Annotated in this window: 20 protein-coding genes; 10 read left to right on the top strand and 10 right to left on the bottom strand. The window is 56.7% G+C overall.

Features of this window, described 5'->3' with window-relative positions; all coding sequences use genetic code 11:
• The first annotated feature begins 15 nt into the window (after positions 1–15).
• The 4 genes from lgt to AAC620_RS05905 all read left to right on the top strand — a co-directional run bounded on the left by lgt (position 16) and on the right by AAC620_RS05905 (position 3,077).
• Positions 16–942, top strand: coding sequence for a prolipoprotein diacylglyceryl transferase (lgt, locus tag AAC620_RS05920; protein ID WP_340243376.1), 927 nt, complete (start codon positions 16–18; stop codon positions 940–942).
• Positions 942–2,030 carry a class I SAM-dependent methyltransferase gene (locus tag AAC620_RS05915; protein ID WP_340243374.1) on the top strand — a complete coding sequence of 363 codons (1,089 nt, stop codon included), beginning with the start codon at positions 942–944 and terminating at the stop codon, positions 2,028–2,030. The genes lgt and AAC620_RS05915 overlap by 1 nt, the downstream gene beginning before the upstream one ends.
• 1 nt (position 2,031) lies before the next feature.
• Positions 2,032–2,808, top strand: coding sequence for a peptidoglycan editing factor PgeF (gene pgeF, locus AAC620_RS05910; RefSeq protein WP_340243373.1), 777 nt, complete (start codon positions 2,032–2,034; stop codon positions 2,806–2,808).
• Positions 2,809–2,936: 128 nt separating this feature from the next.
• Entirely contained in the window at positions 2,937–3,077 is a 141-nt protein-coding gene (locus AAC620_RS05905; RefSeq protein ID WP_340243372.1) for a hypothetical protein, read from the top strand.
• 11 nt (positions 3,078–3,088) lie between these two features.
• On the opposite strand, the gene AAC620_RS05900 is transcribed toward AAC620_RS05905, so the two are convergent.
• A complete protein-coding gene (locus AAC620_RS05900) occupies positions 3,089–3,589 on the bottom strand; it encodes an Lrp/AsnC family transcriptional regulator (protein ID WP_340243371.1) in 501 nt (166 codons plus the stop codon).
• 245 nt (positions 3,590–3,834) lie between these two features.
• On the opposite strand from AAC620_RS05900, the gene trxB reads away from it, so the two are divergent.
• Both trxB and AAC620_RS05890 read left to right on the top strand, forming a co-directional pair.
• Entirely contained in the window at positions 3,835–4,800 is a 966-nt protein-coding gene (gene trxB, locus AAC620_RS05895; protein ID WP_340243369.1) for a thioredoxin-disulfide reductase, read from the top strand.
• 209 nt (positions 4,801–5,009) lie between these two features.
• The gene (locus AAC620_RS05890; RefSeq protein WP_317656252.1) at positions 5,010–6,716 is read left to right on the top strand and encodes a bifunctional sulfate adenylyltransferase/adenylylsulfate kinase; all 1,707 of its coding nucleotides are present in this window, start codon (positions 5,010–5,012) and stop codon (positions 6,714–6,716) included.
• Positions 6,717–6,718: 2 nt separating this feature from the next.
• Here AAC620_RS05890 and AAC620_RS05885 read toward each other — a convergent pair whose 3' ends face one another.
• On the bottom strand, positions 6,719–8,203 hold the full coding sequence (locus AAC620_RS05885; RefSeq protein ID WP_340243367.1) for a 2-isopropylmalate synthase: 1,485 nt from the start codon (positions 8,201–8,203) through the stop codon (positions 6,719–6,721).
• Between the two features lie 173 nt (positions 8,204–8,376).
• Between AAC620_RS05885 and AAC620_RS05880 the strand changes: the two genes are divergently transcribed.
• From AAC620_RS05880 to AAC620_RS05870, 3 genes are read left to right on the top strand one after another with little or no spacing between them, the layout of a single operon-like run.
• Complete coding sequence (locus tag AAC620_RS05880; protein WP_340243365.1) at positions 8,377–10,044, top strand: NAD+ synthase; 1,668 nt, start codon at positions 8,377–8,379, stop codon at positions 10,042–10,044.
• 5 nt (positions 10,045–10,049) lie between these two features.
• Positions 10,050–11,192, top strand: a complete 1,143-nt coding sequence (locus tag AAC620_RS05875) for an alpha-D-ribose 1-methylphosphonate 5-triphosphate diphosphatase (RefSeq protein WP_340243363.1) — start codon at positions 10,050–10,052, stop codon at positions 11,190–11,192.
• On the top strand, positions 11,189–12,058 hold the full coding sequence (locus tag AAC620_RS05870) for a DMT family transporter (RefSeq protein WP_340243362.1): 870 nt from the start codon (positions 11,189–11,191) through the stop codon (positions 12,056–12,058). Before AAC620_RS05875 ends, AAC620_RS05870 begins: the two co-directional genes overlap by 4 nt.
• Here the strand turns inward: AAC620_RS05870 and AAC620_RS05865 are convergent.
• The 6 genes from AAC620_RS05865 to scpA all read right to left on the bottom strand — a co-directional run bounded on the left by AAC620_RS05865 (position 12,055) and on the right by scpA (position 20,320).
• On the bottom strand, positions 12,055–12,504 hold the full coding sequence (locus tag AAC620_RS05865) for an NUDIX hydrolase (protein ID WP_340243360.1): 450 nt from the start codon (positions 12,502–12,504) through the stop codon (positions 12,055–12,057). The two genes, AAC620_RS05870 and AAC620_RS05865, sit on opposite strands and share 4 nt — an antisense overlap.
• Positions 12,501–14,087 carry a Ppx/GppA family phosphatase gene (locus AAC620_RS05860; RefSeq protein WP_340243358.1) on the bottom strand — a complete coding sequence of 529 codons (1,587 nt, stop codon included), beginning with the start codon at positions 14,085–14,087 and terminating at the stop codon, positions 12,501–12,503. Before AAC620_RS05860 ends, AAC620_RS05865 begins: the two co-directional genes overlap by 4 nt.
• 33 nt (positions 14,088–14,120) lie before the next feature.
• Entirely contained in the window at positions 14,121–16,298 is a 2,178-nt protein-coding gene (locus tag AAC620_RS05855) for an RNA degradosome polyphosphate kinase (protein ID WP_340243356.1), read from the bottom strand.
• 52 nt (positions 16,299–16,350) lie between these two features.
• Positions 16,351–17,025, bottom strand: coding sequence for a DnaA ATPase domain-containing protein (locus tag AAC620_RS05850; RefSeq protein WP_340243355.1), 675 nt, complete (start codon positions 17,023–17,025; stop codon positions 16,351–16,353).
• Between the two features lies 1 nt (position 17,026).
• Positions 17,027–18,094, bottom strand: coding sequence for an AI-2E family transporter (locus AAC620_RS05845; protein ID WP_340243353.1), 1,068 nt, complete (start codon positions 18,092–18,094; stop codon positions 17,027–17,029).
• Between the two features lie 96 nt (positions 18,095–18,190).
• Positions 18,191–20,320, bottom strand: a complete 2,130-nt coding sequence (gene scpA / locus AAC620_RS05840) for a methylmalonyl-CoA mutase (RefSeq protein WP_340243352.1) — start codon at positions 20,318–20,320, stop codon at positions 18,191–18,193.
• A 134-nt stretch (positions 20,321–20,454) separates the two neighbouring features.
• On the opposite strand from scpA, the gene AAC620_RS05835 reads away from it, so the two are divergent.
• On the top strand, positions 20,455–20,886 hold the full coding sequence (locus AAC620_RS05835) for a DUF4174 domain-containing protein (protein WP_340243351.1): 432 nt from the start codon (positions 20,455–20,457) through the stop codon (positions 20,884–20,886).
• Positions 20,887–20,907: 21 nt separating this feature from the next.
• Here the strand turns inward: AAC620_RS05835 and AAC620_RS05830 are convergent, their stop codons facing one another.
• Positions 20,908–22,953: an acetyl/propionyl/methylcrotonyl-CoA carboxylase subunit alpha gene (locus AAC620_RS05830; protein WP_340243349.1), complete on the bottom strand. Its 2,046-nt coding sequence runs from the start codon at positions 22,951–22,953 to the stop codon at positions 20,908–20,910.
• Positions 22,954–23,065: 112 nt separating this feature from the next.
• The gene (locus tag AAC620_RS05825; protein ID WP_317656234.1) at positions 23,066–23,272 is read right to left on the bottom strand and encodes a hypothetical protein; all 207 of its coding nucleotides are present in this window, start codon (positions 23,270–23,272) and stop codon (positions 23,066–23,068) included.
• Positions 23,273–23,323 lie beyond the last annotated feature (51 nt).

Below are 23,323 nucleotides of genomic sequence, written 5' to 3'. Positions count from 1 at the left end.
TCTAAAAGGGCCGCTATGTTTTACGCGATACCGTTTCCAGATATCTCGCCTGCGCTCTTCTCAATTGATTTTGGTGGGTTTTACTTTGCCCTGCGGTGGTATGCGCTGGCCTATATCGCTGGGTTTCTCATCGCTGCATGGATGATCGGATGGCATTTGCGCAAATCCACGCTGTGGAAACATGCCACCGCCCCGATGTCCCCCGAAGGTGTAGAACCGCTTTTGACATGGATGGTCTTGGGCGTGATCCTTGGGGGGCGGCTTGGATATGTGCTGTTCTATCAGCCAAGCTATTACCTGCAAAACCCTGCTGAGATTCTCCAGGTTTGGCAGGGGGGGATGTCTTTTCATGGTGGCTTTTTGGGTGTTGTCATCGCGGGGCTTTTGTTTTGCCGTGTCCACAAGGTCAGCATAGCAAGCCTTGCCGACCTGTTAGCCTTGGCCACCCCGCCTGCGCTCTTTCTGGGGCGCAGCGCCAATTTCATTAATGCCGAGCTATGGGGGCGACCGACCGATGCGCCTTGGGGCGTGGTCTTTCCCGGGGCCGCGGCACAGGACTGTTCGGGCCCTGTGGGGATTGTGATGGATGCAGGCATGCAAGTTTGTGCGCGCCACCCGTCACAGCTTTACGAAGCGCTGCTTGAGGGCCTCATCTTGGGGCTTGTGATCCTTTATGTGATCCATCGCCAAGGGGCGTTGCGGGTGCCAGGGCAAGTGGCGGGTCTGTTTCTTGCAGGCTATGGGGTGGGGCGGTTTATTGTCGAATATTTCCGCCAACCTGATGCGCAGTTCTTCGTGAACCATCCGCGCGGTTATGCGCTGTGGCTGTCTGATGATATTGGTCTGAGCATGGGGCAGATCTTGTCATTGCCCATGGTCATTGTGGGGCTAGCTGTGATCTTGGTCGCGCGGCAGGTCGCGCGGCGCAAGGCAGGTGCCTAATGGGGGCAGGGCGCGCGCAGGATCGGCTGTTGCGCCGTATCGCGCAGTCAGGCCCGCTTTCTGTGGCCGAGTTTATGACCGAGGCGCTACTTCACCCTGAATTTGGGTATTATATGAAGCAACCCGCCATCGGTCGGGGCGGGGATTTTGTGACGGCACCCGAAGTCTCGCAAATCTTTGGTGAGATGATTGGGTTGTGGTTGGTGCAGGTTTGGTCTGACCAAGGCAGACCATCCGATGTAAATTTGGTCGAGCTTGGCGGCGGGCGCGGAACCTTGATGGTCGATATTTTGCGCGCCGCGAAACTGCTGCCCGAATTCACCCAAACGATCAGATTGCACATGGTCGAAGCCTCGCCCTTGATGCGCGCAGCCCAAGCAGAGGCTTTGGGACAGTATCAACCGCAATTTCACGACACTATTGCCACCCTACCTGACGGGCCGCTTTATTTGGTGGCGAATGAATTTTTTGATGCCTTGCCCATTCGGCAATTTCAAAAAGGGCGTGACGGATGGCATGAACGCCAAATCGGTGCAGATCAGGGCGCGCTCATGTGGGGGCTTGGCCCTGTCATTGCGCCCGATTGGATAACGGCCCGTTTTGGTGACATGCCAGAGGGTGCGATTGTCGAGGTTAATGCTGCGGCCGAGGCGATTGCATCAGATATCGGGCGGCGCATTGATGCGCAGGGCGGCGCGGCGCTTTTGATTGATTACGGGGATTGGATCAGCGCAGGCGACACCTTTCAAGCCGTCAAAGATCACAGATACGCTGATCCATTGGTGGATATTGGCACATCCGATCTGACCGCCCATGTGGCGTTTCAGCCTTTGGCGGCCAGTGCCGCACCCGCCCGCGCGGCACCGCTACAGACGCAAGGTCTGTTTCTTGAGCGTCTTGGGATCACCGCACGGGCGCAGGCGCTTGCGCAAAAATTGCACGGTGACGCGCTTCAATCGCATATTGCCGCGCATCGTAGGTTGACCCACCCCGAAGAAATGGGACAGCTATTCAAAGTGCTGGGTCTTACACAACAGTCTGCGCCCGCCCTGCCAGGTTTGGATGATCTTGAAATAAGGGATATGTGAGATGGCTGCGCATTTCGTTCCAATTGACCCGATCACATCCCCGCTTTTGGGGGCAGCAAAGCATGGTTTTTTTACACGCAAGGGTGGTGCATCTAGCGGCATTTTTAGCAGTCTGAATTGTGGTGCGGGATCATCTGATCAATCGGATTTGGTCGAAATCAACCGCGCGCGCGTGGCGCGTGAGATGGGGGTGGCGGAAGATTGCCTTGTGACGGTGTATCAAACGCATTCCGCGGATGTTGTCTTGGTTGAAGGCCCGATTGGCGGCGGCACCCCTGAGGCAGATGGTCTGGTTTCCTGCAGCAAGGATTTGGCCATTGCGATTCTCACGGCTGATTGTCAGCCCGTCCTGTTTCATGAAGCGGAGGCAGGCGTGATTGGCGCTGCCCATGCGGGTTGGAAGGGCGCGCGGGCAGGGGTTCTTGAGGCTACGATTGACATGATGGTTGCACAAGGGGCGGTGCGCGAAAAAATCAACGCGGTGATTGGCCCTACGATCAGCCAAGCCAATTATGAGGTCGGGCAAGAATTCTTTGAGGAATTCGTAGATGATGATCCGCAGTCTGCGCGGTTTTTTATCAACGGGGCGGCACCTGATAAATATCTCTTTGATTTACCAAGCTACGGATTAACGCGCCTGCGCAACGCGGGCATCGGCCAGGCAGAATGGTGTGGGCATTGCACCTATCGTGACGAAGAACTGTTCTTCTCCTACCGCCGCGCCACACATCGGGGCGAGGCGGATTACGGGCGCCTGATTTCGGCTATTCGCCTTTAGGCTTTGCCGCGCAATCACCTTTTTCTTTCCCCAAGCTGACGGGATTTCGTCCAATCTTTGACAGATTTGGACGCGACTTTGGACCCATCGAAGCGCAATGTTGCGCGAATCTTTTTGGAGGGTCTGAGATGAAAACACGTTGGATGGAGTCGGTGATCGTGATGACCGAGCACGAAGCGCCACGCATGCCTTGGATGCGCGATGAAACCGAAGTGCAGCGACCAGCGATGACGGATCGTGCAGAGATTGGCTTGAAACGGGCAGGATAAGCCGCTTCGCCTTAATCCATCTTGGCCAGTCGGTCTTCGAGAACTTCGAAGGGCACGCCTGGTTGATCCTTAGCCCCACGAATGACAAGCGATGTGCGCACGCTTGCAACATTCGGGGCGGCGGTTAGGTGTTCGGTGAGGAAGCTTTGAAAAGTGGACAGGTCAGGCGCCACGCATTTCAAGATGAAATCAATCTCGCCGTTTAACATATGACATTCGCGCACAAGGGGCCACTCGGCACAGCGGTTTTCGAAGGCGACCAAATCAGCCTCGGCCTGACTATGCAGGCCCACCATGGCGAAAACCTGAACTTCGAACCCAAGCATCCGCGCATCGACATCTGCGTGATAGCCGCGGATATAACCCGACTCCTCCAAAGTGCGCACGCGCCGTAGGCAAGGGGGTGCAGAAATCCCAACGCGTTTGGCCAATTCCACATTGGTCATCCGCCCGTCACTTTGCAGTTCCGCAAGAATCTTGCGGTCAATCGGATCGAGTTTGGTCGTTGGCATTATTGTTATCCTCTCGCTCGCGACTTTGCGATCCTGAGCGATAATGCCAGAAATACGCAATTTTATTTCGCACCCGCGCAATATATGGAATATTGAGCGCCGCTTTGCAAGGCTTAGGCGGGGCTTTCATCGCGGGCGATCGGTGGTTATATCAGGATAAAGATACGTGCCGCGCTGTGTCGTTCGGGTGTCATTGCCCATGCTGCGATGGCGGCGCGTGACAGGTTTAATGAAGGATCCATCTCATGAGTGCAACCCGCCATACCCGTCTTTTGATTATTGGCTCTGGCCCTGCGGGCTATACGGCGGCGGTTTACGCCAGCCGTGCTATGCTCGAGCCGATTTTGGTGCAAGGCATCCAACCGGGCGGACAGTTGACCATCACAACGGATGTAGAAAACTGGCCGGGTGATGCCTCCGTCATGGGGCCTGATCTCATGGTGCGGATGGAGAACCACGCCCGCGAGATGGGGGCAGAGATCATCTCGGATCATATTTCTGATCTCGATTTGTCGCAGCGCCCTTTCCGCGCTTCGGGCGATACAGGCACGACATATACGGCCGATGCGGTGGTTCTGGCGACAGGCGCGCAGGCGCGGTGGTTGGGCTTGCCCTCTGAAGAGCATTTCAAGGGCTTTGGCGTGTCGGCTTGTGCCACCTGTGATGGGTTCTTCTATCGCGGGCAAGAGGTGGTGGTTATCGGTGGCGGCAATACAGCCGTTGAGGAGGCGCTGTTTCTCACCAATTTCGCCTCAAAGGTCACATTGATCCACCGCCGCGATAGCCTGCGTGCGGAAAAGATCATGCAAGATCGCCTTTTCAAAAATCCGAAAATCAAGGTGATCTGGAACCACGAGGTGGATGAGGTGGTCGGCACAGATGCCCCCCGTGGTGTTGAGGCGGTCAAAGCGCGCCATGTCGAGACAGGCGCCATTACCGAAGTGCCTTGCAAAGGGTTTTTCGTGGCCATTGGCCATGCACCTGCCAGCGATTTGATCAAGGATCAGCTTAAGCTGCATTCGGGTGGTTATGTTTGGGTTGAACCTGGCACGACCCGCACCTCGATCCCTGGCGTTTTTGCGGCGGGGGATTTGACCGACCATACCTATCGCCAAGCGGTCACAAGCGCGGGCATGGGCTGTATGGCCGCTCTGGATGCCGAGCGGTGGTTGGCGGAACAAGCGGCAGGTGATGTGAAAGCCGCCGAATAGGGCTAAGAACAGGGGCTGCGTGATTGCCGATTTTTCAGCACCGCCATTTCGTTTGCGGCGGATCGGCAATCACGCTGTTTCTTTTTTCTTCGCAAAGGACAGCTCTGCTTGAATTTCGCCACATTCAGGGTCTATTGCGGCGCTGAATGCGGGGCCGTGTCGTTTTTTGCGGCCCCTAATGTTTTGACCTTTGTTGGAAAGTAAACTTGATGGCTGCCCAATTTCACGCCCCGATCCCTGAACTTTATGTCTCTTACGACTCCGCGCAAAAGCTAAAGCTTGAGGCGGCGGAGTTGGTTTCATGGGATCTGACCCCGCGCCAAATCTGCGATTTGGAATTGCTGATGAATGGCGGGTTCAACCCGCTCAAAGGGTTTTTGGGGCAGGAGGATTATGACAGCGTGGTTGAGACCATGCGTCTGGCCGATGGCACGCTTTGGCCGATGCCGATCACGCTTGATATTTCCGAGGACTTCGCCGCCAAGGTCGAGACGGGCCAAGATATCGCGCTGCGCGATCAAGAGGGGGTGATCCTTGCGATCCTCTCTATCTCTGACAAATGGGTGCCCAATAAGGCGCGCGAGGCAGAAAAGGTGTTTGGCGCAGATGATCTGGCTCACCCTGCGGTGAACTATCTGCATCATGTGGCAGGCCCCGTTTATTTGGGCGGGGCGATCACGGGCATCCAACAGCCCGTGCATTACGATTTCCGCGCACGCCGTGATACGCCCAACGAGATGCGGGCCTATTTCCGCAAATTGGGGTGGAAGCGGATTGTTGCCTTCCAAACCCGCAACCCGCTGCACCGCGCGCATCAGGAATTGACCTTCCGCGCTGCCAAAGAGGCACAGGCAAACCTGTTGATCCATCCTGTGGTTGGCATGACCAAGCCCGGCGATGTGGATCACTTTACCCGTGTGCGCTGCTACGAGGCGGTGCTTGATAAATACCCTGCCGCAACCACAACCATGAGCTTGCTGAACCTTGCCATGCGGATGGCAGGCCCGCGCGAGGCGGTTTGGCACGGCTTGATCCGCGCCAATCATGGCTGCACCCATTTCATCGTGGGGCGCGATCACGCGGGGCCAGGAAAGAATTCAAACGGCGAAGATTTCTATGGCCCCTATGACGCGCAAGAGCTGTTCAAGCAGCACCAAGATGAAATCGGCCTTGAGATGGTGGATTTCAAGCACATGGTCTATGTGCAAGAAAAGGCCCAATATTACCCCGCCAATGAGGTGCCAGAGGGCGATACGGTTCTGGATATTTCGGGCACGGAACTGCGCCGCCGTCTGCGCGAGGGGTTGGAAATTCCCGAATGGTTCTCCTTCCCCGAGGTGGTTAAGGAATTGCGCCGCACCTCTCCACCGCGCAGCAAGCAGGGCTTTACAGTGTTTTTCACGGGGCTTTCAGGCTCAGGCAAATCGACCATTGCGAATGCCCTGATGGTCAAGCTGATGGAAATGGGCGGCCGTCCTGTGACGCTGCTTGATGGGGATGTGGTGCGCAAGCATCTCTCCTCGGAATTGGGGTTCAGCAAGGAACACCGCGATATCAATATTCGCCGCATTGGCTATGTCGCTTCGGAGATCACGAAGAATGGCGGGATCGCCATTTGCGCCCCCATCGCGCCCTATACCGCGACCCGCCGCTCGGTGCGTGAGATGGTCGAAAGCTTTGGCGCTTTTGTTGAGGTGCATGTGGCCACCAGCCTTGAAGAATGCGAGCGCCGTGACCGCAAGGGTCTCTATAAATTGGCGCGCGAGGGCAAAATTAAGGAATTCACAGGGATTTCTGATCCTTACGAGGCCCCAACCGCCGCAGAATTGGTGGTCGATACCGAAGGCACGGAGGTGGATTACTGCGCGCAGCAGGTGCTGTTGAAACTCGAAAGCATGGGGCTGATCGCAGCCTAATTTTACTGCGATTGCGGTTCGCTGACATCAGGGGTTTCGGGGGAAGGTGGCAAATCCGCCGCCCCCGCGCCCACGAATTGGCCGTTTTCCCATAGCCCGTCCACCACTTGGCCCGTGGCGTAGGTCAGTCGCCCTTGACCTTGGCGGGTTCCGTTTTCAAACGTCCCCTCATAAACATCGCCCGAGCGATAGCGCGCCACGCCTTGGCCTGTGATTTCACCTGCGCGCCAAGCGCCCTCATAGGTAAACCCATCGGCCATTTCGAGACGGCCCACGCCTTCGCGCGCCCCGCCCACGAATTGCCCACGATAGCTGCTGCCATCAGGATAGGTTGTGATCCCTTCCCCCTCGCGCAGGCCTGCGTTCCATCCGCCCTCGTAGCGATAGCCGTTGGTTGAGCTCATGACCCCTTGGCCGTGTTGGCGCCCATTGAGGAACTGGCCCTCATAGCGCAACCCATCGGCATATTCCGCAATGCCAAAGCCTTGCATCGCGCCTGCGACCCAATCGCCCTCGTATTTGGTGCCGTCAGGATAGGTTATGGTTCCCGTCCCATGGGCCAAATCATTTTCAAATCCGCCAGTATAGACCACGCCATCTGGGTAGGTCATCACGCCTTGCCCCTCAATGCGCCCTTCGACCCATTGGCCGTCATAAACAAGCCCCTGATGACCTGTGAAACGACCTTGGCCATGACGGCGGTCATTGAGAAATTCGCCCTCATAGAGATCGCCATTCGCATAGCGCACCACGGCTTGGCCTTGGCGCGCACCATTGACCAAACCGCCCTCATAGATATCGCCATTGGGTTGGGTCAGGCTGCCTTGACCATTGATTTGATCATTTTCCCATGCGCCCTCAAACACCATGCCATCTGAGGTTTCCAAACGTCCTGCGCCGTGGCGCATATCGTTGAGAAATTCCCCCACATATGTTGAGCCATCTGGGAAAGTGAGGCTTCCTTGGCCATGCTTCTGGCCCGATTGCCACCCACCTTCATAGACATAACCATCTGTGTTGGACAGCCGTCCCTGTCCCTCTTGAAGGCCTGCGACAAAGCTGCCCGTATAGGTCAGTCCGTTTGAATAAAAGGCGCGCCCTTCGCCTGACATGAGGCCGTCTGCCCAAGTGCCTGTATAGGTTGATCCATCGACAAAGGTGATCGTGCCTTGGCCATTGGGTTTGCCCGCCACAAACGCGCCTTCATAGACCGACCCATCAGGAAAGGTTGCGCGCCCTTCGCCCATAATTTGGCCGTCAACCCATTGACCCGTGTATTCATACCCGTTGGGCAAAGTATAGGTGCCCGTCCCATGTTGCAGCCCGTTGCGGAATTGCCCGCGATAGATTGCGCCATTGTCATATTGCTGTTCGTCACGGATGATTTCGCCCTCTTGGGCAAGCCCGCTCTGCGGCGCCAATCCAAAAAAAAGACCAAGCAAAGCTGCCTGTGCTGTCCTTTCCAAGGGGCGCATTTTGTTTCGCATATTTAGCAAATGTCCCATCTGCTTCCTCTGGCCTTGTCAAAGAAACTATTGAAGCCCGCCTCATCTCGCAACGTCTTTTGCGCCTTTGGGTGCGATCAATATGCGCAATGGCCTTGGCCTGCGGGTTTGATCTGCTAGAACCTCGGGTAAGTGAGTAGGGAAGGCACAGCTAAATGGCGTCTCGGTTTTGTTTGAGTGTTGCGCAGATTAACCCCACAGTCGGTGATCTCGCAGGCAATGCACAAAAGGTCTTGGCTTATTGGGCCGAAGCGCGGGATGCGGGGGCTGATTTGGTGGTGTTCCCCGAAATGGCGCTGACGGGCTATCAGTTGCAAGACCTTGTTACGCGGCCCGCTTTTTTGGCCTCAGTCGCGGAGGCCTTGGAAGATTTGGCAGAGGCCACCAAGGAGGGCCCTGCCTGTGGGATTGGCCTGCCTTTGCCTGCCGAAGGCGGGGGCATCAACAACGCCTATGTCATTTTGCAAGGCGGCGTGCAGATTGCGCGGATCAATAAGCATCATTTGCCTAATGACAGCGTTTTTGATGAAAAGCGGTATTTCAAGTCAGGCAATCCGTCTGGCCCCGTGCGCATTGGCCCTGTGCGGATCGGCATCCCGATTTGTGAAGATGCGTGGCATGAGGACATTACCGAGACGCTCGCCGAAGCAGGATCAGAGGTTTTGCTTGTCACCAATGGCTCGCCCTATCATCGCGGCAAGATGGGATTGCGGCAGACCCATATGGTCGCGCGCGTGATCGAGACGGGCCTGCCATTGATCTATCTGAACCTTGTCGGTGGGCAAGATGATCAGATTTTTGATGGTGCCAGTTTCGCCTTGAACCAAGGCGGGGCCTTGGTGGCGCAGATGCCCGCCTTTGAAGAAGGCATGACCCATCTGACACTTCGAGAGGGGGCTGAGGGCTGGCAGATTGACAAGACTGACCTGACGCGCCTGCCCAATGACATCGAGGCGGATTACCACGCGATGGTTTTGGGCCTGCGTGATTACATGGCCAAGGCAGGGTTTTCTCGCGCGGTTTTGGGTCTGTCGGGCGGGGTGGATTCGGCCTTAGTTGCGGCCATTGCCGCCGATGCCATTGGCCCTGAAAATGTCCATTGCGTGATGCTGCCTTCGCGCTATACCTCGCAGGCTTCGCTTGATGATGCCCGCGATGTGGCCCAGATGCTTGGGGTCACGCTTGACAGTTTGCCGATTGAGGCCCCGAAAGAGGCGGTTGAGGCCACGCTTGCCCCGCTCTTTGCAGGCCGCGATCCAGATTTGACCGAGGAAAACATCCAATCCCGTTTGCGCGGGGTTCTTCTGATGGCGTTGTCGAATAAATTTGGCGAAATGTTGTTGACCACGGGCAATAAATCCGAGGTCGCGGTAGGCTATGCCACCATCTATGGCGACATGGCAGGGGGCTATAACCCGATCAAAGATCTTTATAAAACGCGCGTCTTTGCAACGTGCCATTGGCGCAATGCTAACCACCGCGCTTGGATGAAAGGGCCAGATGGGCCTGTGATGCCTGTGTCGGTGATTGAAAAGCCGCCATCGGCGGAACTGCGCGATGATCAAAAAGACGAGGATAGCCTGCCGCCATATGAGGTTTTAGATGCCATCCTTGAGGGGCTGATAGATCAAGAGGCAAGCGTTGCAGATTTGGTTGCACAAGGGTTTGATGCCGCGACAGTCAAGCGGGTTGAGCATCTGATCTACGTTTCGGAATATAAGCGCTTTCAATCCGCACCGGGGGCGCGGCTGACATCCCGCGCTTTTTGGTTGGATCGGCGCTATCCAATCGTCAATCGCTGGCGCGATCCATCTGCGGAATAGGGCGCATGCTGGGTCTGAACCTAACACTAATGGGGGCTGAGGTCTTGGGCCCTGAGGGGCTTGCGCCGCGCCCTGTGAGCATGGCGGAGGGGGTGATCACCCAAGATCAAGGCCCGCGCTGTATTGATCTATCTGGCTATATCATCTTGCCGGGATTGGTCGATTTCCATGGCGATGGGTTCGAACGCCATGTTGCGCCCCGCCGTGGGGCCGTTGTTGACCCGCGCGAGGGGATACGTCCCATCGAGGCGGAGTTGGCGGCCAATGGGATAACGACAGCCATGCTTGCACAATTCTACTCTTGGGAGGGGGGGATGCGCGGCCCCGATTTTGCCGCCGCCATGGCCCGCGCCTTGCAAGATGCGCAGGGCTTGATCTGTGATTTGCGTCTGCAATTGCGCGTTGAGATGAATATGGTCGACCATTACGCCGCGATTTTAGACTTGGTGCGCGATCACCAAATCGCGTGCGTGGTGTTTAATGATCATCTGCCGCATGAGGCCTTAGCGGCGGGAAAACGCCCGCCACGTTTGACGGGGCAGGCGCTTAAGGCGGGCCGCTCGCCTGAGGCACATCTCGCGTTTCTGCACAGCCTCCATGACCGAAAGCCCGAAGTGATGCCTGCCTTGCGTGATCTGGCGGGACAGCTTTCTGAACTTGGGGTGGTGATGGGCAGCCATGATGACGCAACCCCCGCCGCACATGCGCATTTCTCGGAGATTGGCGTCAGCTTGGCGGAATTTCCTGAAACAGTCGAAGCCGCAAAGGCCGCGCGCGCAGAAGGCCATGGCGTGGTGATGGGGGCGCCCAATGTTCTGCGTGGCGGGTCGCATGCGGGCAAGGTCTCTGCGCGGCTTTTGGTCGAAGCGGGTTTGGTCGATGCTTTGGCGTCAGATTACCATTACCCTGCCTTGCTGCGCGCCGCGTTGACTTTGTGGCAAGGGGGAATGGGTTTGACAGAGGCTTGGGCGCTCGTGTCTTCTGGCCCTGCGCGGCTTTTGGGTTTGGAGGATCGTGGTGTGATTGCCACGGCCAAGCGCGCCGATTTTGTCATCCTAGATGCCAAAAGCCATGCGGTGGCCGCCACAATCGCGGGCGGGCAGATTGCCTATGCGCGCGGGGATATTGTGCAAAGGCTGTTGTCATGACGCGGTTGATCCTCGCGGCCTTTCTGACCTTGATTGCTTTTGCTGCCAATTCGGTGCTGAACCGTATGGCCGTGGCGGGGGGGCATATCAGCGTTGGGGATTTCGCAATTTGGCGTGTGGCCGCGGGCGCTGTGACGCTGCTTGGCCTGAGTGTGATTTTACGCGGGCGGACGGTTCTGACGATTGCGCGCGCCAACCCCAAGATGCGCCTTGCGGGCGGGTTTTGCCTTGCGACCTATATGTTGGGCTTTTCATTGGCCTATTTGAAATTGGATGCAGGCTTGGGCACTTTGCTGCTCTTCGGCGCAGTGCAATTGACCATGTTTTCCGGATCGCTCCTTTTGGGGGAGGGGGTGTCACCCCGCCGCTTGGGGGGCGCGGCTGTGGCGCTTGCAGGGTTGGTTTGGTTGCTTCTGCCAGAAGGGCAGATCACTTTGCCGCTAGATGCGGCCGCCGCAATTGCGGTCGCAGGGTTAGGATGGGGGGGCTATTCGCTTTTGGGGCGAAAGGCCCGCGACCCGATCCCTGAAACAGCCGTGAATTTTTGGATTGCCTTTGGCCTTTGCGCCTTGGCCCTGTTCTTGTTTCCTCTTCCCGAAGGTCAGACTGCCGATGCAACGGGGCGGGGTTTGGCGATCCTGTCAGGTGCGGTGACCTCGGGAATGGGCTATGCGCTGTGGTATACGATCTTGCCGCATCTGGGTGCCGCCCGCGCAGGGCTTGCGCAGCTCAGTGTGCCGCCTTTGGCAATTTTGGGCGGTGTGCTGCTGTTGGACGAGGTTTTGACGCTGCATTTGATCGCTGCAAGCCTCGTGGTCATTGGTGGCGTGGCCTATGGTCTGACGGGCGCGCATAAAGCGCCTTAGCGCAGAATTGGCTCTAGCGCGTCATAGATCATGATCTCGCCATCCCATGCAACGCGCGCAAGGCTATCAGGTTTCACCTGTAGGGTCGCAAGCTCTGCACGCGTCACCCATCGCCGCTCGCTTACCACACCCTCAGGATCGCGCCACTCTCCCGTAAGATGACCTGCGATATGGGTCACATGAAAATAAATGTCGACCTGATGAAATGTGCCTTGAGGGTCGTGGAACTCGTTGACCAAGCAGGGCGCAGCTACCTCAACTGTCAGCCCCGTTTCTTCGTGAAACTCGCGCTGTAGGTTTTCGGGCAGGGATTGGCCTGCCTCAACCCCACCGCCTGGGGCGCAATAAAGCGCCCCTTCACGCCCCTTATAGGCATTCACAAGCAACAGCTTATCTGCCACCACCAACAGGCCGCGCACGGCCAAACGGGGTTTGGCGCGGATCATCGGCTGCTGCGCTCATCGGTGACGGCGGGCGTAAGACCCATAGACAAGGCTAAAGCCCCGAAACGTGCTTGGGCGACTTCGCCAAACAGGTCATCCGCCGCATCGCTGAGCAAATGTAGGATCAGTTTTTTGCGCCGCCTGTTCACTTCGAGATAGCAATGATCCAGCGGTTTTTCCAAGGTCAGCATCGCCCCAAAGCGCATCGCGCGCCCCAAAATCTCGGCCTCTTGCACCTCGGCCTCGCGCAAAAGGGTCAAGAGATTGGTGTCAAAATGTGTCGCCTCGCGGTTCGATTTATACCGATGCAATAGGGCAAGACCCAAATAGACGCGTTCCCAATGGGCGAGCCCGCCCAAATTGGCGCGCGTTGCATTGTCAAAACATGTCTCGGCCCGATAGTCGGGATGCGCGCGCCATGAGACATCATGCAGCAAGCACGCCGCACGGATCAGTCGCTTTTTTGCAGGCTTTGCCTGTGGAAAAAGCGGCTCAACAAAATGATAGAGTTTGCGCCCAAACCCTGGGATGCGGGCTGACATGGCCTCGGCGTGGCGGGCGGCCTCGATCAGCGGGTCGCGTTGGCGCAGCTCTTCGGACATTTGTTCATAGAGCAGACCTTCGCGGATGCCATAGCTTGAGATGGCTACATCGCGTGGTTTCAACTGCCGCAGCAATTCCTTCAGCACGATCGCCGCAAGGGGCACAAGGCGCAGACGTTCAAGACTGGTGCCTGTCTGTGCGCGCAGCGTCTCGATATCGGTCTTGGCAATATATTTAATTGTTTCAAGAATGGCCTTTGGCGTCATGCGATATTCATGCAAAACCTTAAGCGGGTAGCCGCGCCGCTCCATATCGACCCGCGCGATAGCGCGCCATGACCCGCCGACTAAGAACAGCCTTTGGTGATCTTCGGGAAATTCAGCCTTGAGATCCGCAATGCGTGCTTTGATATGCGCCTTGATTGCGCGTTTGCCGCCTGTGATCCCCATCAGCTTCAGCGGCCCAAGATCCACCGATCTGCGCCGCCCGATGCTTCCGCCGCCTTCAAGGGCGGCCAATTCCATTGATGAGCCACCAATATCGCAGATCAACCCATAGGCCCCGGGCCACCCCAAGAGAACGCCCTGCGCAGAAAGACGGGCCTCCTCTTCGCCTGTTACGATGCGGATTGCGAGGCCTGTTTGATCAAGCACATCTTTGCGGAAGTCCGCGCCATCTTGAGCATCGCGCACCGCCGCAGTGGCCACAGTCAAAAGAGGTGCCACCCCCATGCCCTTGCACAGCGTGGCAAAGCGGCGCAGCGCGACAAGGGCGCGCTGGCGGCCTTCTGGGTTCAAGCGCCCCGTTTCTGCAAAGCCTTCCCCTAAACCACAGAGAATTTTTTCATTATAGAAATAGGCAGGGCTGCGGGCGGCCCCATCAAACACCACCATCCGCACAGAGTTTGAGCCGATGTCGATAACCCCCACCCGCGAGAGCGAACGGGCATGATCGGCATCAAAAAGTGGCGCGCCGAAGGGCCCCCATTCAGGATGATCCTCAACCACCAATTCGGATTTCTCAGCGGGCACCACGATACTCATGGAGTTGGTTGTTTCACAAAGCGTTGTCTTGCGTCAATCTTCTGTATGGGTCAATTCGGGCACATCATTTGCCCCCGCAGACCCCCGCCCTGAAAGGGATGGGTTTTCCATAAAAAAGCGGTGACAGTTGAAGGGTTGGTCAATCACGCTGAGGTCAGGGCGTAGGAAACTTCCATCGGGCTGCAACATCCAAGATTGCGCGACATCTGCCATATTCGCCGCCATAATTTGGCTGACAATCTGCGCCTTTACAGTCGGGTTTTTACATTCGACCAAAGTCTCTACGCGGCGACCGAGATTGCGGCCCATCCAGTCAGCCGAAGAAATATAGACCCGTGCCTTTTTCGAAGGCAGCCCCGCCCCATTTCCAAAGCAAACGATACGGGAATGTTCGAGAAAGCGGCCCACGATAGATTTCACGCGGATATTTTCAGACAGCCCTTTGATATTGGGACGCAAGCCGCAAATGCCGCGCAGCACCAGATCAATTCGCACCCCTGCCTGAGATGCGCGATAGAGCGCGTCAATCACATCGGGGTCGATGAGACTGTTCATCTTGGCCCACATCATCGCAGGGCGACCCGCTTTTGCATGGGCAATCTCGGCATCGATTTCCTCTAAGATGCGCGATTTTAGGTTGATGGGCGAGATAGACAGGTTTTCCAAACCCTCAGGTTCGGCATAGCCGCCTACATAATTAAACACTTTGACCGCATCGCGCCCCAAAGAATCGTCACAGGTAAAGAGGCTAAGGTCGGTGTAAATCCGCGCCGTGATCGGGTGATAATTGCCTGTCCCATAATGGGTATAGGTCACCAATCGGTCACCCTCACGGCGCACAACCGAGCTGATCTTGGCATGGGTTTTATAGTTGATGAAGCCATAGATCACATGGGCGCCTGCGCGCTCGAGTTTGCGTGACTGCCGAATATTGGCAGCCTCGTCAAAACGGGCTTTCAACTCGACAAGGGCCGTAACTGACTTGCCGTTTTCCGCCGCTTCACACAGGGCCGCCACAATCGGGCTTTCATTTGAGGTGCGATACAGCGTCTGTTTGATCGCCACAACATTCGGGTCGCGCGCGGCCTGCGCGAGGAAGCGGATCACCATGTCAAAGGTTTCATAGGGGTGATGCAAAAGCATATCTTTTTGGCGGATTGCAGCGAACATATCGCCTTCAAAATCCTGCACCCGTTCTGGCACCCGCGGGGCAAAGGCGGGCCATAGCAAATCGGGCCGCTCGTCAATCACCAACTCCTTGAGATGCACAAGGCCGATCATGCCGCGCACTTCGACAATTTCAGTGTCATCCACGCCCAATTGGTCGATGATCTCATCGCGCAGATCTTCGGGTGCGCCCGCGCTGATTTGAAGGCGCACCACTTCGCCACGGCGGCGGCGTTTGAGGGCGGTTTCAAATTCACGCACCAAATCTTCGGCTTCTTCCTCAACCTCCAAATCGCTGTCGCGCAGGACGCGGAAGGTGCAGGAACCTGTCAACTCATAGCCAGGAAATAATTTGCCAAGATGCAGCAGCAGCAGCTCTTCAAGGGGCAAGAACCGCGCTTGGCCTTCTGCGGCGGGCAGTCGAATGAAGCGATCAATTTGCGCAGGGATTGGCAGCAGCGCCGATAACATCCGCCCATCTTTGCTGCGCTTCATCTGGAGGGCGAGGGCAAACCCCTCGTTTGGGATGAAGGGAAACGGATGCGCGGGGTCAATCGCCAAGGGCGATAAGATTGGAAAGACGCGGCGGATGAAAATCTCTTCAAGATCTGCCTTGTCGCGCGCCTTGAGATTGGCGCGGGTGCAGACCGTGATCTTTTCGGCCTCTAATTCGGATTTCAGCTTGCGCCACACCTGTTGTTGATAGGTCATCAATTTGCGCGCATCCGCGTTGATGAGCTTGAGCTGTTCAAGCGGGGTGCGCCCATCGTCAGATGGGGTTGTGTTGCCACTATGGGCCAATTCGCGCAAACCTGCCACGCGCACAGTGTAGAACTCGTCCAGATTGCTTGCCGAGATTGACACAAAGCGCACCCGCTCAAGCAGGGGAACACGCGGATTTTCCGCCTCATCCAACACGCGCCAATTGAAGGCCAACCAACTCAATTCGCGGTTGAAATAACGGCTAGGCCCCGTGATCTCCCGCTCAGGAAGGGTCACGGGATCAGGCATGGGGGCATTCAGGAAATCTGTAAAATGTGTCATGCCTGCGTCTTTACTGGCTCTCTATCACAATTCAATGACAGTCAAAATTGGCTCACCCCTCCATCCCAAGAATTGCACGGGCATGCGAAAGGCTTGGGGATTTTCCTTCAGAAAGGGCTTGTTGATCAAGTTCTATCACAAAATCGATCACGGCTTTGAAACTGCGCTCAATGCGGGGCAGCGCGTAATGCAGGACTGATGCAGGCAGGCTGATGCCGCGATCATGGGCCAGTTTCATAGTGACCGCCATTAAGGCCGCATCATCTGGGGCCTCAAGGCGCAGCAGATCGGCCTGACGCAAGCGGCTATCAAGATCGGGCAGGGCGATGCCCCAGGCCTCTGGCTTGTCGCGAGCGGTCAGCAAGAGTGGCGCTTGACGGGTGGCTGCATCATTGTGCAGGTGAAACAGCATTTCCTCACGCGCAGCATCGCCTGCGATTTGGTCGCAATCTTCAATCACCAAAGCACAGGCTTGCATGAGTTTTGGGATGTCTGCCTCTTGCAGCCCCGTTGCGTTGTGGATCAGCGCCCCTGATTGTGCCGCAAACACATGGGCGAGGTGGGTTTTTCCCGCGCCTTCAGGCCCGAGCAAGATCATTTTTGACAAGGGCCAATGGTGCCATGCGTCAATGCCCGCGACCGCAACCGCGTTGCAGGGGGAAAGAAAGAAATCTTGCCGCCCCATAGCTGCGCGATAGGGCAGATCAAATTGCATCTGTTTGGCCATGTCAGTCGTCCTGCGGGGGTTCAAGCCCGCGATAGAGCAGGCTTGCCTGATAGCGGGTTATGGCAAAGCGCACCAAAACGCCGATCACCGCGGCCACGGGCACAGCAACCAGAAGTCCGACAAAGCCAAACACCGCCCCAAAGGCCGAGAGCGCGAAGATCAGCCAAACGGGATGCAACCCAACGGAGGAGCCGACCAGTTTCGGGGTCAATACATTGCCCTCAAGCATCTGCCCGACCTGAAAGATGATTGCGATGGCGGCGATGCTCCACCAATCTCCCCAGAATTGGAAAAGGGCAAGCCCTATGGATAAAAGCCCCCCCACCAAAGCGCCAACATAGGGGATAAAGGTCAAAAGCCCTGCAATCAAACCCACCACAAGCCCAAATTGCAAACCAACGACCATGAGCGCGATGGCATAAAATGTGCCCAAGATGAGACACACTGTGCCTTGACCGCGCACAAACCCTGCCAAAGTGCGATCCACATCAGCGGCGATTTGACGGATCACGGGGCGATGGTCGCGGGGCAGCAATTCATCGATACGCGCCACCATACGATCCCAATCGAGCAACATGTAAAAGGCGACAACAGGCACAACGACCATAAACACGATCGCGTTTACTACGTTGATTGCCGAACTGAGAGCCGTATTGAGCAATTCGCCCCCGCGCGCCTGAATGGTCTGGCCGACCGAAATCAAGGATTGGCGCAAAGGCGATCCATCATCCATCAATGACGGAAACTGTTGGGTCAAAAAGGCCTGCAATTCGCTGAATATTTGCGGTGCGGATTGGATTAACGCCGTGGCTTGCGCCACCAAAAGTGGAACGATCACAAAAATACCTGCCACGACCACCAAAAGCGCAACCAAGGAGATCACGGTTGTAGCCGCCGCGCGACCAAGGCCCAATTTCTCAAGCCGATCTGCGAGAGGATCAAGAAAATAGGCAATCGCCCCCCCTGTCAAAAAGGGCAGAATGACATCACCCAAGAACCATAACAGCGCCAAAAAGACGGCAATAATGCCACCCCAAATCGCTGCTTGTTGTTTGATTGGCAATGCCATTGATTGCGCGCGCCTTTGAACCAGACTTCCCTTTCCTCACATCTGCGGCATTGCTGCCTGTGGTTCAAGGGGTTTCGCCAAAGGCGCGCTGCAAAACTATCCCCGTGCCTCGCGAATAAGGCGCAGAATATCGGCGGCTGCGGCGGGGATGTTCGTGCCAGGCCCAAAGATTGCCTTGACCCCTGCAGCCTTGAGGAAGTCGTAATCTTGCTGCGGGATCACGCCGCCGCAAATGACGATGATTTCCTCGGCACCTTGCGCCTTGAGCGCGGCGATCAATTTGGGTGCTAGGGTCTTGTGACCTGCTGCCTGACTGGAAATGCCCACGACATGGACGTCATTGTCGATGGCATCTTGGGCCGCCTCATCGGGCGTTTGGAACAAGGGGCCGACATCCACATCAAAGCCTATATCAGCAAAGGCCGTGGCGATCACCTTGGCGCCACGATCATGGCCATCTTGGCCCATTTTGACCACCAACATGCGGGGGCGGCGGCCTTCTTCCTCTGCGAAAGTTTCGACATCTTTTTGAATTTGTGCAAAGCCCGCATCGCCTTCATAGGCCGCGCCATAGACCCCTGCGAGAGTTTTGACCTCGGCGCGGTGACGCCCGAATGTTTTCTCCATCGCCATGCTGATCTCTCCTACGCTGGCCCTTGCGCGTGCCGCATCAACGGCCGCTTCGAGAAGGTTGCCGCCCTCTGCTGCGCGGCGGGTCAATTCGGCCAAGGCCGCCTCAACCGCCGCCCCGTCTCGGGTGGCGCGGATATGCTCAAGCCGCGCGATTTGTGACGCGCGCACCTTGTCATTATCGACTTCGAGAATGTCGATCTGGTCTTCTTTTTCTTTGCGATATTTGTTGACGCCAACGATCACCTCTTGGCCACGATCAATCATGGCTTGGCGTTTGGCGGCGGATTCCTCGATCCGCAATTTCGGCAGACCCGAAGCCACCGCCTTGGTCATGCCGCCCATATCTTCAACTTCCTCAATCAGTTTCCAAGCGGCTTCTGCGAGGTCATGAGTGAGCTTTTCGACATAGTAAGACCCAGCCAGCGGATCGACCACATCGGTCACGCGTGTTTCTTCTTGCAGCACCAATTGCGTGTTGCGCGCGATACGCGCCGAGAATTCGGTGGGCAGCGCAATCGCTTCATCAAGCGCATTGGTATGCAGGCTTTGCGTCCCGCCCAAGACCGCTGACATGGCCTCATAGGCCGTGCGGATCACGTTGTTATAGGGGTCTTGCTCTTGCAAGCTTACGCCTGAAGTCTGGCAATGGGTGCGCAGCATTTTCGAGCGGGGATCTTTGGGGTCAAACTCGTCCATGATCCGCGACCAGAGCAGGCGTGCGGCGCGCAGCTTGGCGATTTCCATGAAGAAATCCATGCCAATGGCAAAGAAAAAGCTGAGACGGCCCGCGAATTTGTCGACATTCATGCCGCGCGCAATCGCAGCGCGCACATATTCGCGGCCATCGGCCAAAGTATAGGCCAATTCCTGCACCAAATTGGCGCCTGCCTCTTGCATATGATAGCCCGAGATTGAGATCGAATTGAACTTTGGCATCTCATTGGAGGTGTATTCGATGATATCCGCCACTATCCGCATCGAAGGCTCTGGTGGATACACATAGGTGTTACGCACCATGAATTCTTTGAGGATGTCATTCTGGATCGTGCCAGACAGGGTGGCTCGGGACACGCCTTGCTCCTCGCCTGCTACGATGAAATTGGCCAAGATGGGGATAACGGCCCCATTCATGGTCATCGACACCGATACTTGATCGAGCGGGATGCCATCAAAGAGGATTTTCATATCTTCAACGCTGTCGATGGCCACGCCTGCTTTGCCGACATCCCCCTCGACACGGGGGTGGTCGCTGTCATAGCCGCGATGGGTGGCGAGGTCGAAGGCGACCGAGACGCCCTGCTGCCCCGCTGCAAGGTTCTTGCGATAGAAGGCGTTTGATTCTTCGGCAGTTGAGAAACCCGCATATTGGCGGATCGTCCAAGGGCGGCCCGTATACATCGTGGCCTTTACCCCCCGCGTGAAGGGCGCAAATCCGGGTAAATTCCCCATATGTGGTAAGTCTTGGATGTCCTCTTGGGTGTAAAGCGGTTGGACAGTGATCCCCTCAAGCGTTTCCTTGTTCAAACTCTCAAGCGGCTTGTCGCGCAATTCTTTCGAGGCGAGCTCTTGCCAGTCTTTTTTGGTCACAGTCATATCCGTCTTCCTCTATCCTTCATCTGCGGCGCAAATCCTTGTGGCGGAAATGCTTGGTTGGCGCAGTTTCTCGTAGCTTCGGCCTTTGGTTTCGTGGCTTAGGCCCTATATGTCTTCCATCAGCAGGAGGCGTGATGAAACGGGTTCTTTCCCTCGCGATTACAGTCTGGATGGCATTTGCCCCCAATGGCATATGGGCCGATGAGGGGGGAGAGTTGCCGATTTTGCGGGCCGAAGATGTCAGTCTGGATGACTATCTGTGGACGGCGCGACCGCTGATTGTTTTCGCCGACACCGAGGCCGATCCGCGATTTGCGGAGCAAATGGCGCGACTTTCGGCGCGCCCCGCCCCGTTGTTGGAGCGCGATGTTGTGGTGATCATCGACACTGATCCCGATGGCCAAAGTGACATTCGCAGCACCTTGCGCCCGCGTGGTTTTGCAGTCGTGATTTTGCAAAAAGATGGCCGTGTTGGCCTGCGCCGCCCCAGCCCGCGCGATGTGCGCGAACTGACCCGCGCGATTGACAATTTCGCCCTGCGTCAGGACGAGTTTCGCAACCGCTAGGCTTTGGGCGGCAAGGGTCATTTATTCGAACTCCATGATCACATCATCAACCGCAAGGCTGTCGCCTGCCGCGGCGTTGATTTTGGCCACCACACCCTTGCGCTCGGCGCGGAGGATGTTTTCCATCTTCATGGCCTCAACCGTGCAAAGGGCCTGACCCTCTTGCACTTCTTGGCCTTCCTCAACGCTGAGTTTCACCATCAATCCTGGCATTGGGCAAAGCAGAAGGCGCGAAGTATCGGGGGGCAGCTTTTCAGGCATCAGACGCGCAAGCTCGGCTTGGCGCGGGCTGCGAATGAACAGTTTGAAATCCGCGCCGCGCGTGCGCACGCGGAAGCCCTGCGGAATTTTTGACACTTTCACAGTCAATGGGCCGCCATCAACAGTCAGTTTTGCCAACATCGTTCCAGGCCGCCAATCCGATGTCACTCGTATGTCTTGACCATCATCAAAGCGAATTGTGGCCCCGTCATGATCTGCCGTAATGGTCACAGGCCATTCTGTTTCACCCATGCGCGCAACCCAGTGATTGCCAACCACACGCTCGTGATTGTCCATCCGACCCGAGACGCGGGTGCGGCGGATTTCGCTGACGCGATACATTGCGGTTGCGGCGGCCACGACACGGCGCATTTGATCCTCAGGCAAGGTTACGCCTTCGAAGCCTTCTGGATATTCCTCGGCGATAAAGGCCGTGGTCATATCACCTGACACGAATTTCGGATGATCCATCACGGCAGAGAGGAAGGGTAGGTTGTGGCCAATCCCCTCCAACTCGAATCCGTCTAGGGCGTGGCGCATGGCCTCGATAGACGCTGCCCGCGTTGGGGCCCAAGTGCATAGCTTGGCGATCATCGGGTCGTAATACATGCTGATTTCGCCGCCTTCGTAGACGCCCGTATCGTTGCGTGTCGCCGTATCGCCCTTGGGGGCATCGCCCTGCCATTTGCCACTTTCCAACAGCGGCCCCGCAGCCACTTCGACAGGGGGGCGATAGCGGGACAGGCGGCCGATTGAAGGCAAGAAGTTCCGATACGGGTCTTCTGCATAGAGGCGGCTTTCCATGGCCCAACCTGTCAGCGTCACATCCTTTTGCGCGAAAGGCAGTTTCTCGCCATAGGCGACACGGATCATCTGCTCGACCAGATCAACGCCCGTGATCAACTCGGTCACAGGATGCTCCACCTGCAAACGGGTGTTCATCTCAAGGAAGTAGAAATTGCGATTGCCATCGACAATAAATTCCACTGTGCCCGCACTTGTATAATTCACGGCTTGGGCCAAGGCCACGGCCTGCTCGCCCATGGATTTGCGGGTGGATTCATCCAAGAAGGGCGAGGGGGCTTCTTCGATCACTTTTTGGTTGCGGCGTTGGATTGAACATTCGCGCTCGCCTAAATAGACGCAATTGCCGTGACCATCGGCGAGAACCTGAATTTCGATATGGCGCGGCTGGGTTACGAATTTCTCGATAAAGATGCGGTCATCCCCAAAGGAATTGGCCGCTTCATTCTTGGAGGATTGGAATCCTTCGCGTGCCTCGTCATCATTCCATGCAATGCGCATCCCCTTGCCGCCGCCGCCCGCGGAGGCCTTGATCATCACGGGATAGCCGATCTCATTGCTGATTTTCACCGCTTCTTCAGCATCTTCAATCAGCCCCATATAGCCCGGAACAGTGGAGACGCCTGCCTCTTGGGCGAGTTTCTTTGAGGTGATCTTATCCCCCATGGCCTCAATCGCGCCTGCAGGTGGCCCGATAAAGGCCACGCCTGCGGCCTCAAGGGCTTCGGCGAATTTCTTATTTTCTGACAAGAACCCATAGCCGGGATGCACGGCCTCGGCACCCGTTGCCTTGATGGCTGCCATCACCTTATCGATGACGATATAGCTTTCATTGGCGGGGGCGGGGCCGATATGCACCGCCTCATCTGCCATTTGCACATGCAGTGCGTTGCGATCCGCATCGGAATAGATCGCCACAGTGGCGATGCCCATTTTGCGCGCGGTTTTGATGACGCGACAGGCGATTTCGCCACGGTTGGCAATCAGAATTTTTTTGAACATGGGTTCACGTTCCTTCCTTTTGGGCCAAGCTGGCCGTCTGTCTCAAACAAAAAGCCGCGTGCGGGGCGCTTCCCCACACGCGGCGATTTGAATTTTTAAGTATTGCGCTGGGTTAGCGGCGGCACAGCCCCACATCGTCACAAAGCGCACCGCCTGCTGCGCCGACAATGGCACCTGTGGCAATGTCGCCATCCAAGATAACAGCTGCACCAGCCCCCGCAGCGGCGCCAACGCCCGCGCGCTCAATATCTGAGGAGACGCAAGCCGAAAGCATTGCGCCCACCAGAACGATGCCGAAGAGTTTGAGTGTTTTTTGCATATTGGATCTCCTGTCCGATGACTGCCTCTATGCGAAAATAATACATGGTTT

Source organism: Roseobacter sp. HKCCA2468, assembly GCF_037805105.1.
GTDB lineage: Bacteria > Pseudomonadota > Alphaproteobacteria > Rhodobacterales > Rhodobacteraceae > M30B80.
Note: the sequence above shows the minus strand (reverse complement) of the source record. Positions and strands in the feature narration are given on the sequence as shown.

Coding starts and splice junctions, on each gene's coding strand:
- AAC620_RS05915 (WP_340243374.1), top strand. CDS start 942: ATGGGGGCAGGGCGCGCGCAGGATCGGCTGTTGCGCCGTATCGCGCAG.
- AAC620_RS05880 (WP_340243365.1), top strand. CDS start 8,377: ATGGCGTCTCGGTTTTGTTTGAGTGTTGCGCAGATTAACCCCACAGTC.
- AAC620_RS05870 (WP_340243362.1), top strand. CDS start 11,189: ATGACGCGGTTGATCCTCGCGGCCTTTCTGACCTTGATTGCTTTTGCT.
- AAC620_RS05835 (WP_340243351.1), top strand. CDS start 20,455: ATGAAACGGGTTCTTTCCCTCGCGATTACAGTCTGGATGGCATTTGCC.
- scpA (WP_340243352.1), bottom strand. CDS start 20,320: ATGACTGTGACCAAAAAAGACTGGCAAGAGCTCGCCTCGAAAGAATTG.
- AAC620_RS05865 (WP_340243360.1), bottom strand. CDS start 12,504: ATGATCCGCGCCAAACCCCGTTTGGCCGTGCGCGGCCTGTTGGTGGTG.
- AAC620_RS05850 (WP_340243355.1), bottom strand. CDS start 17,025: ATGGCCAAACAGATGCAATTTGATCTGCCCTATCGCGCAGCTATGGGG.
- AAC620_RS05860 (WP_340243358.1), bottom strand. CDS start 14,087: ATGAGTATCGTGGTGCCCGCTGAGAAATCCGAATTGGTGGTTGAGGAT.
- AAC620_RS05855 (WP_340243356.1), bottom strand. CDS start 16,298: ATGACACATTTTACAGATTTCCTGAATGCCCCCATGCCTGATCCCGTG.
- AAC620_RS05825 (WP_317656234.1), bottom strand. CDS start 23,272: ATGCAAAAAACACTCAAACTCTTCGGCATCGTTCTGGTGGGCGCAATG.
- AAC620_RS05845 (WP_340243353.1), bottom strand. CDS start 18,094: ATGGCATTGCCAATCAAACAACAAGCAGCGATTTGGGGTGGCATTATT.
- AAC620_RS05875 (WP_340243363.1), top strand. CDS start 10,050: ATGCTGGGTCTGAACCTAACACTAATGGGGGCTGAGGTCTTGGGCCCT.
- pgeF (WP_340243373.1), top strand. CDS start 2,032: ATGGCTGCGCATTTCGTTCCAATTGACCCGATCACATCCCCGCTTTTG.
- trxB (WP_340243369.1), top strand. CDS start 3,835: ATGAGTGCAACCCGCCATACCCGTCTTTTGATTATTGGCTCTGGCCCT.
- AAC620_RS05830 (WP_340243349.1), bottom strand. CDS start 22,953: ATGTTCAAAAAAATTCTGATTGCCAACCGTGGCGAAATCGCCTGTCGC.
- AAC620_RS05885 (WP_340243367.1), bottom strand. CDS start 8,203: ATGCGAAACAAAATGCGCCCCTTGGAAAGGACAGCACAGGCAGCTTTG.
- AAC620_RS05890 (WP_317656252.1), top strand. CDS start 5,010: ATGGCTGCCCAATTTCACGCCCCGATCCCTGAACTTTATGTCTCTTAC.
- lgt (WP_340243376.1), top strand. CDS start 16: ATGTTTTACGCGATACCGTTTCCAGATATCTCGCCTGCGCTCTTCTCA.
- AAC620_RS05905 (WP_340243372.1), top strand. CDS start 2,937: ATGAAAACACGTTGGATGGAGTCGGTGATCGTGATGACCGAGCACGAA.
- AAC620_RS05900 (WP_340243371.1), bottom strand. CDS start 3,589: ATGCCAACGACCAAACTCGATCCGATTGACCGCAAGATTCTTGCGGAA.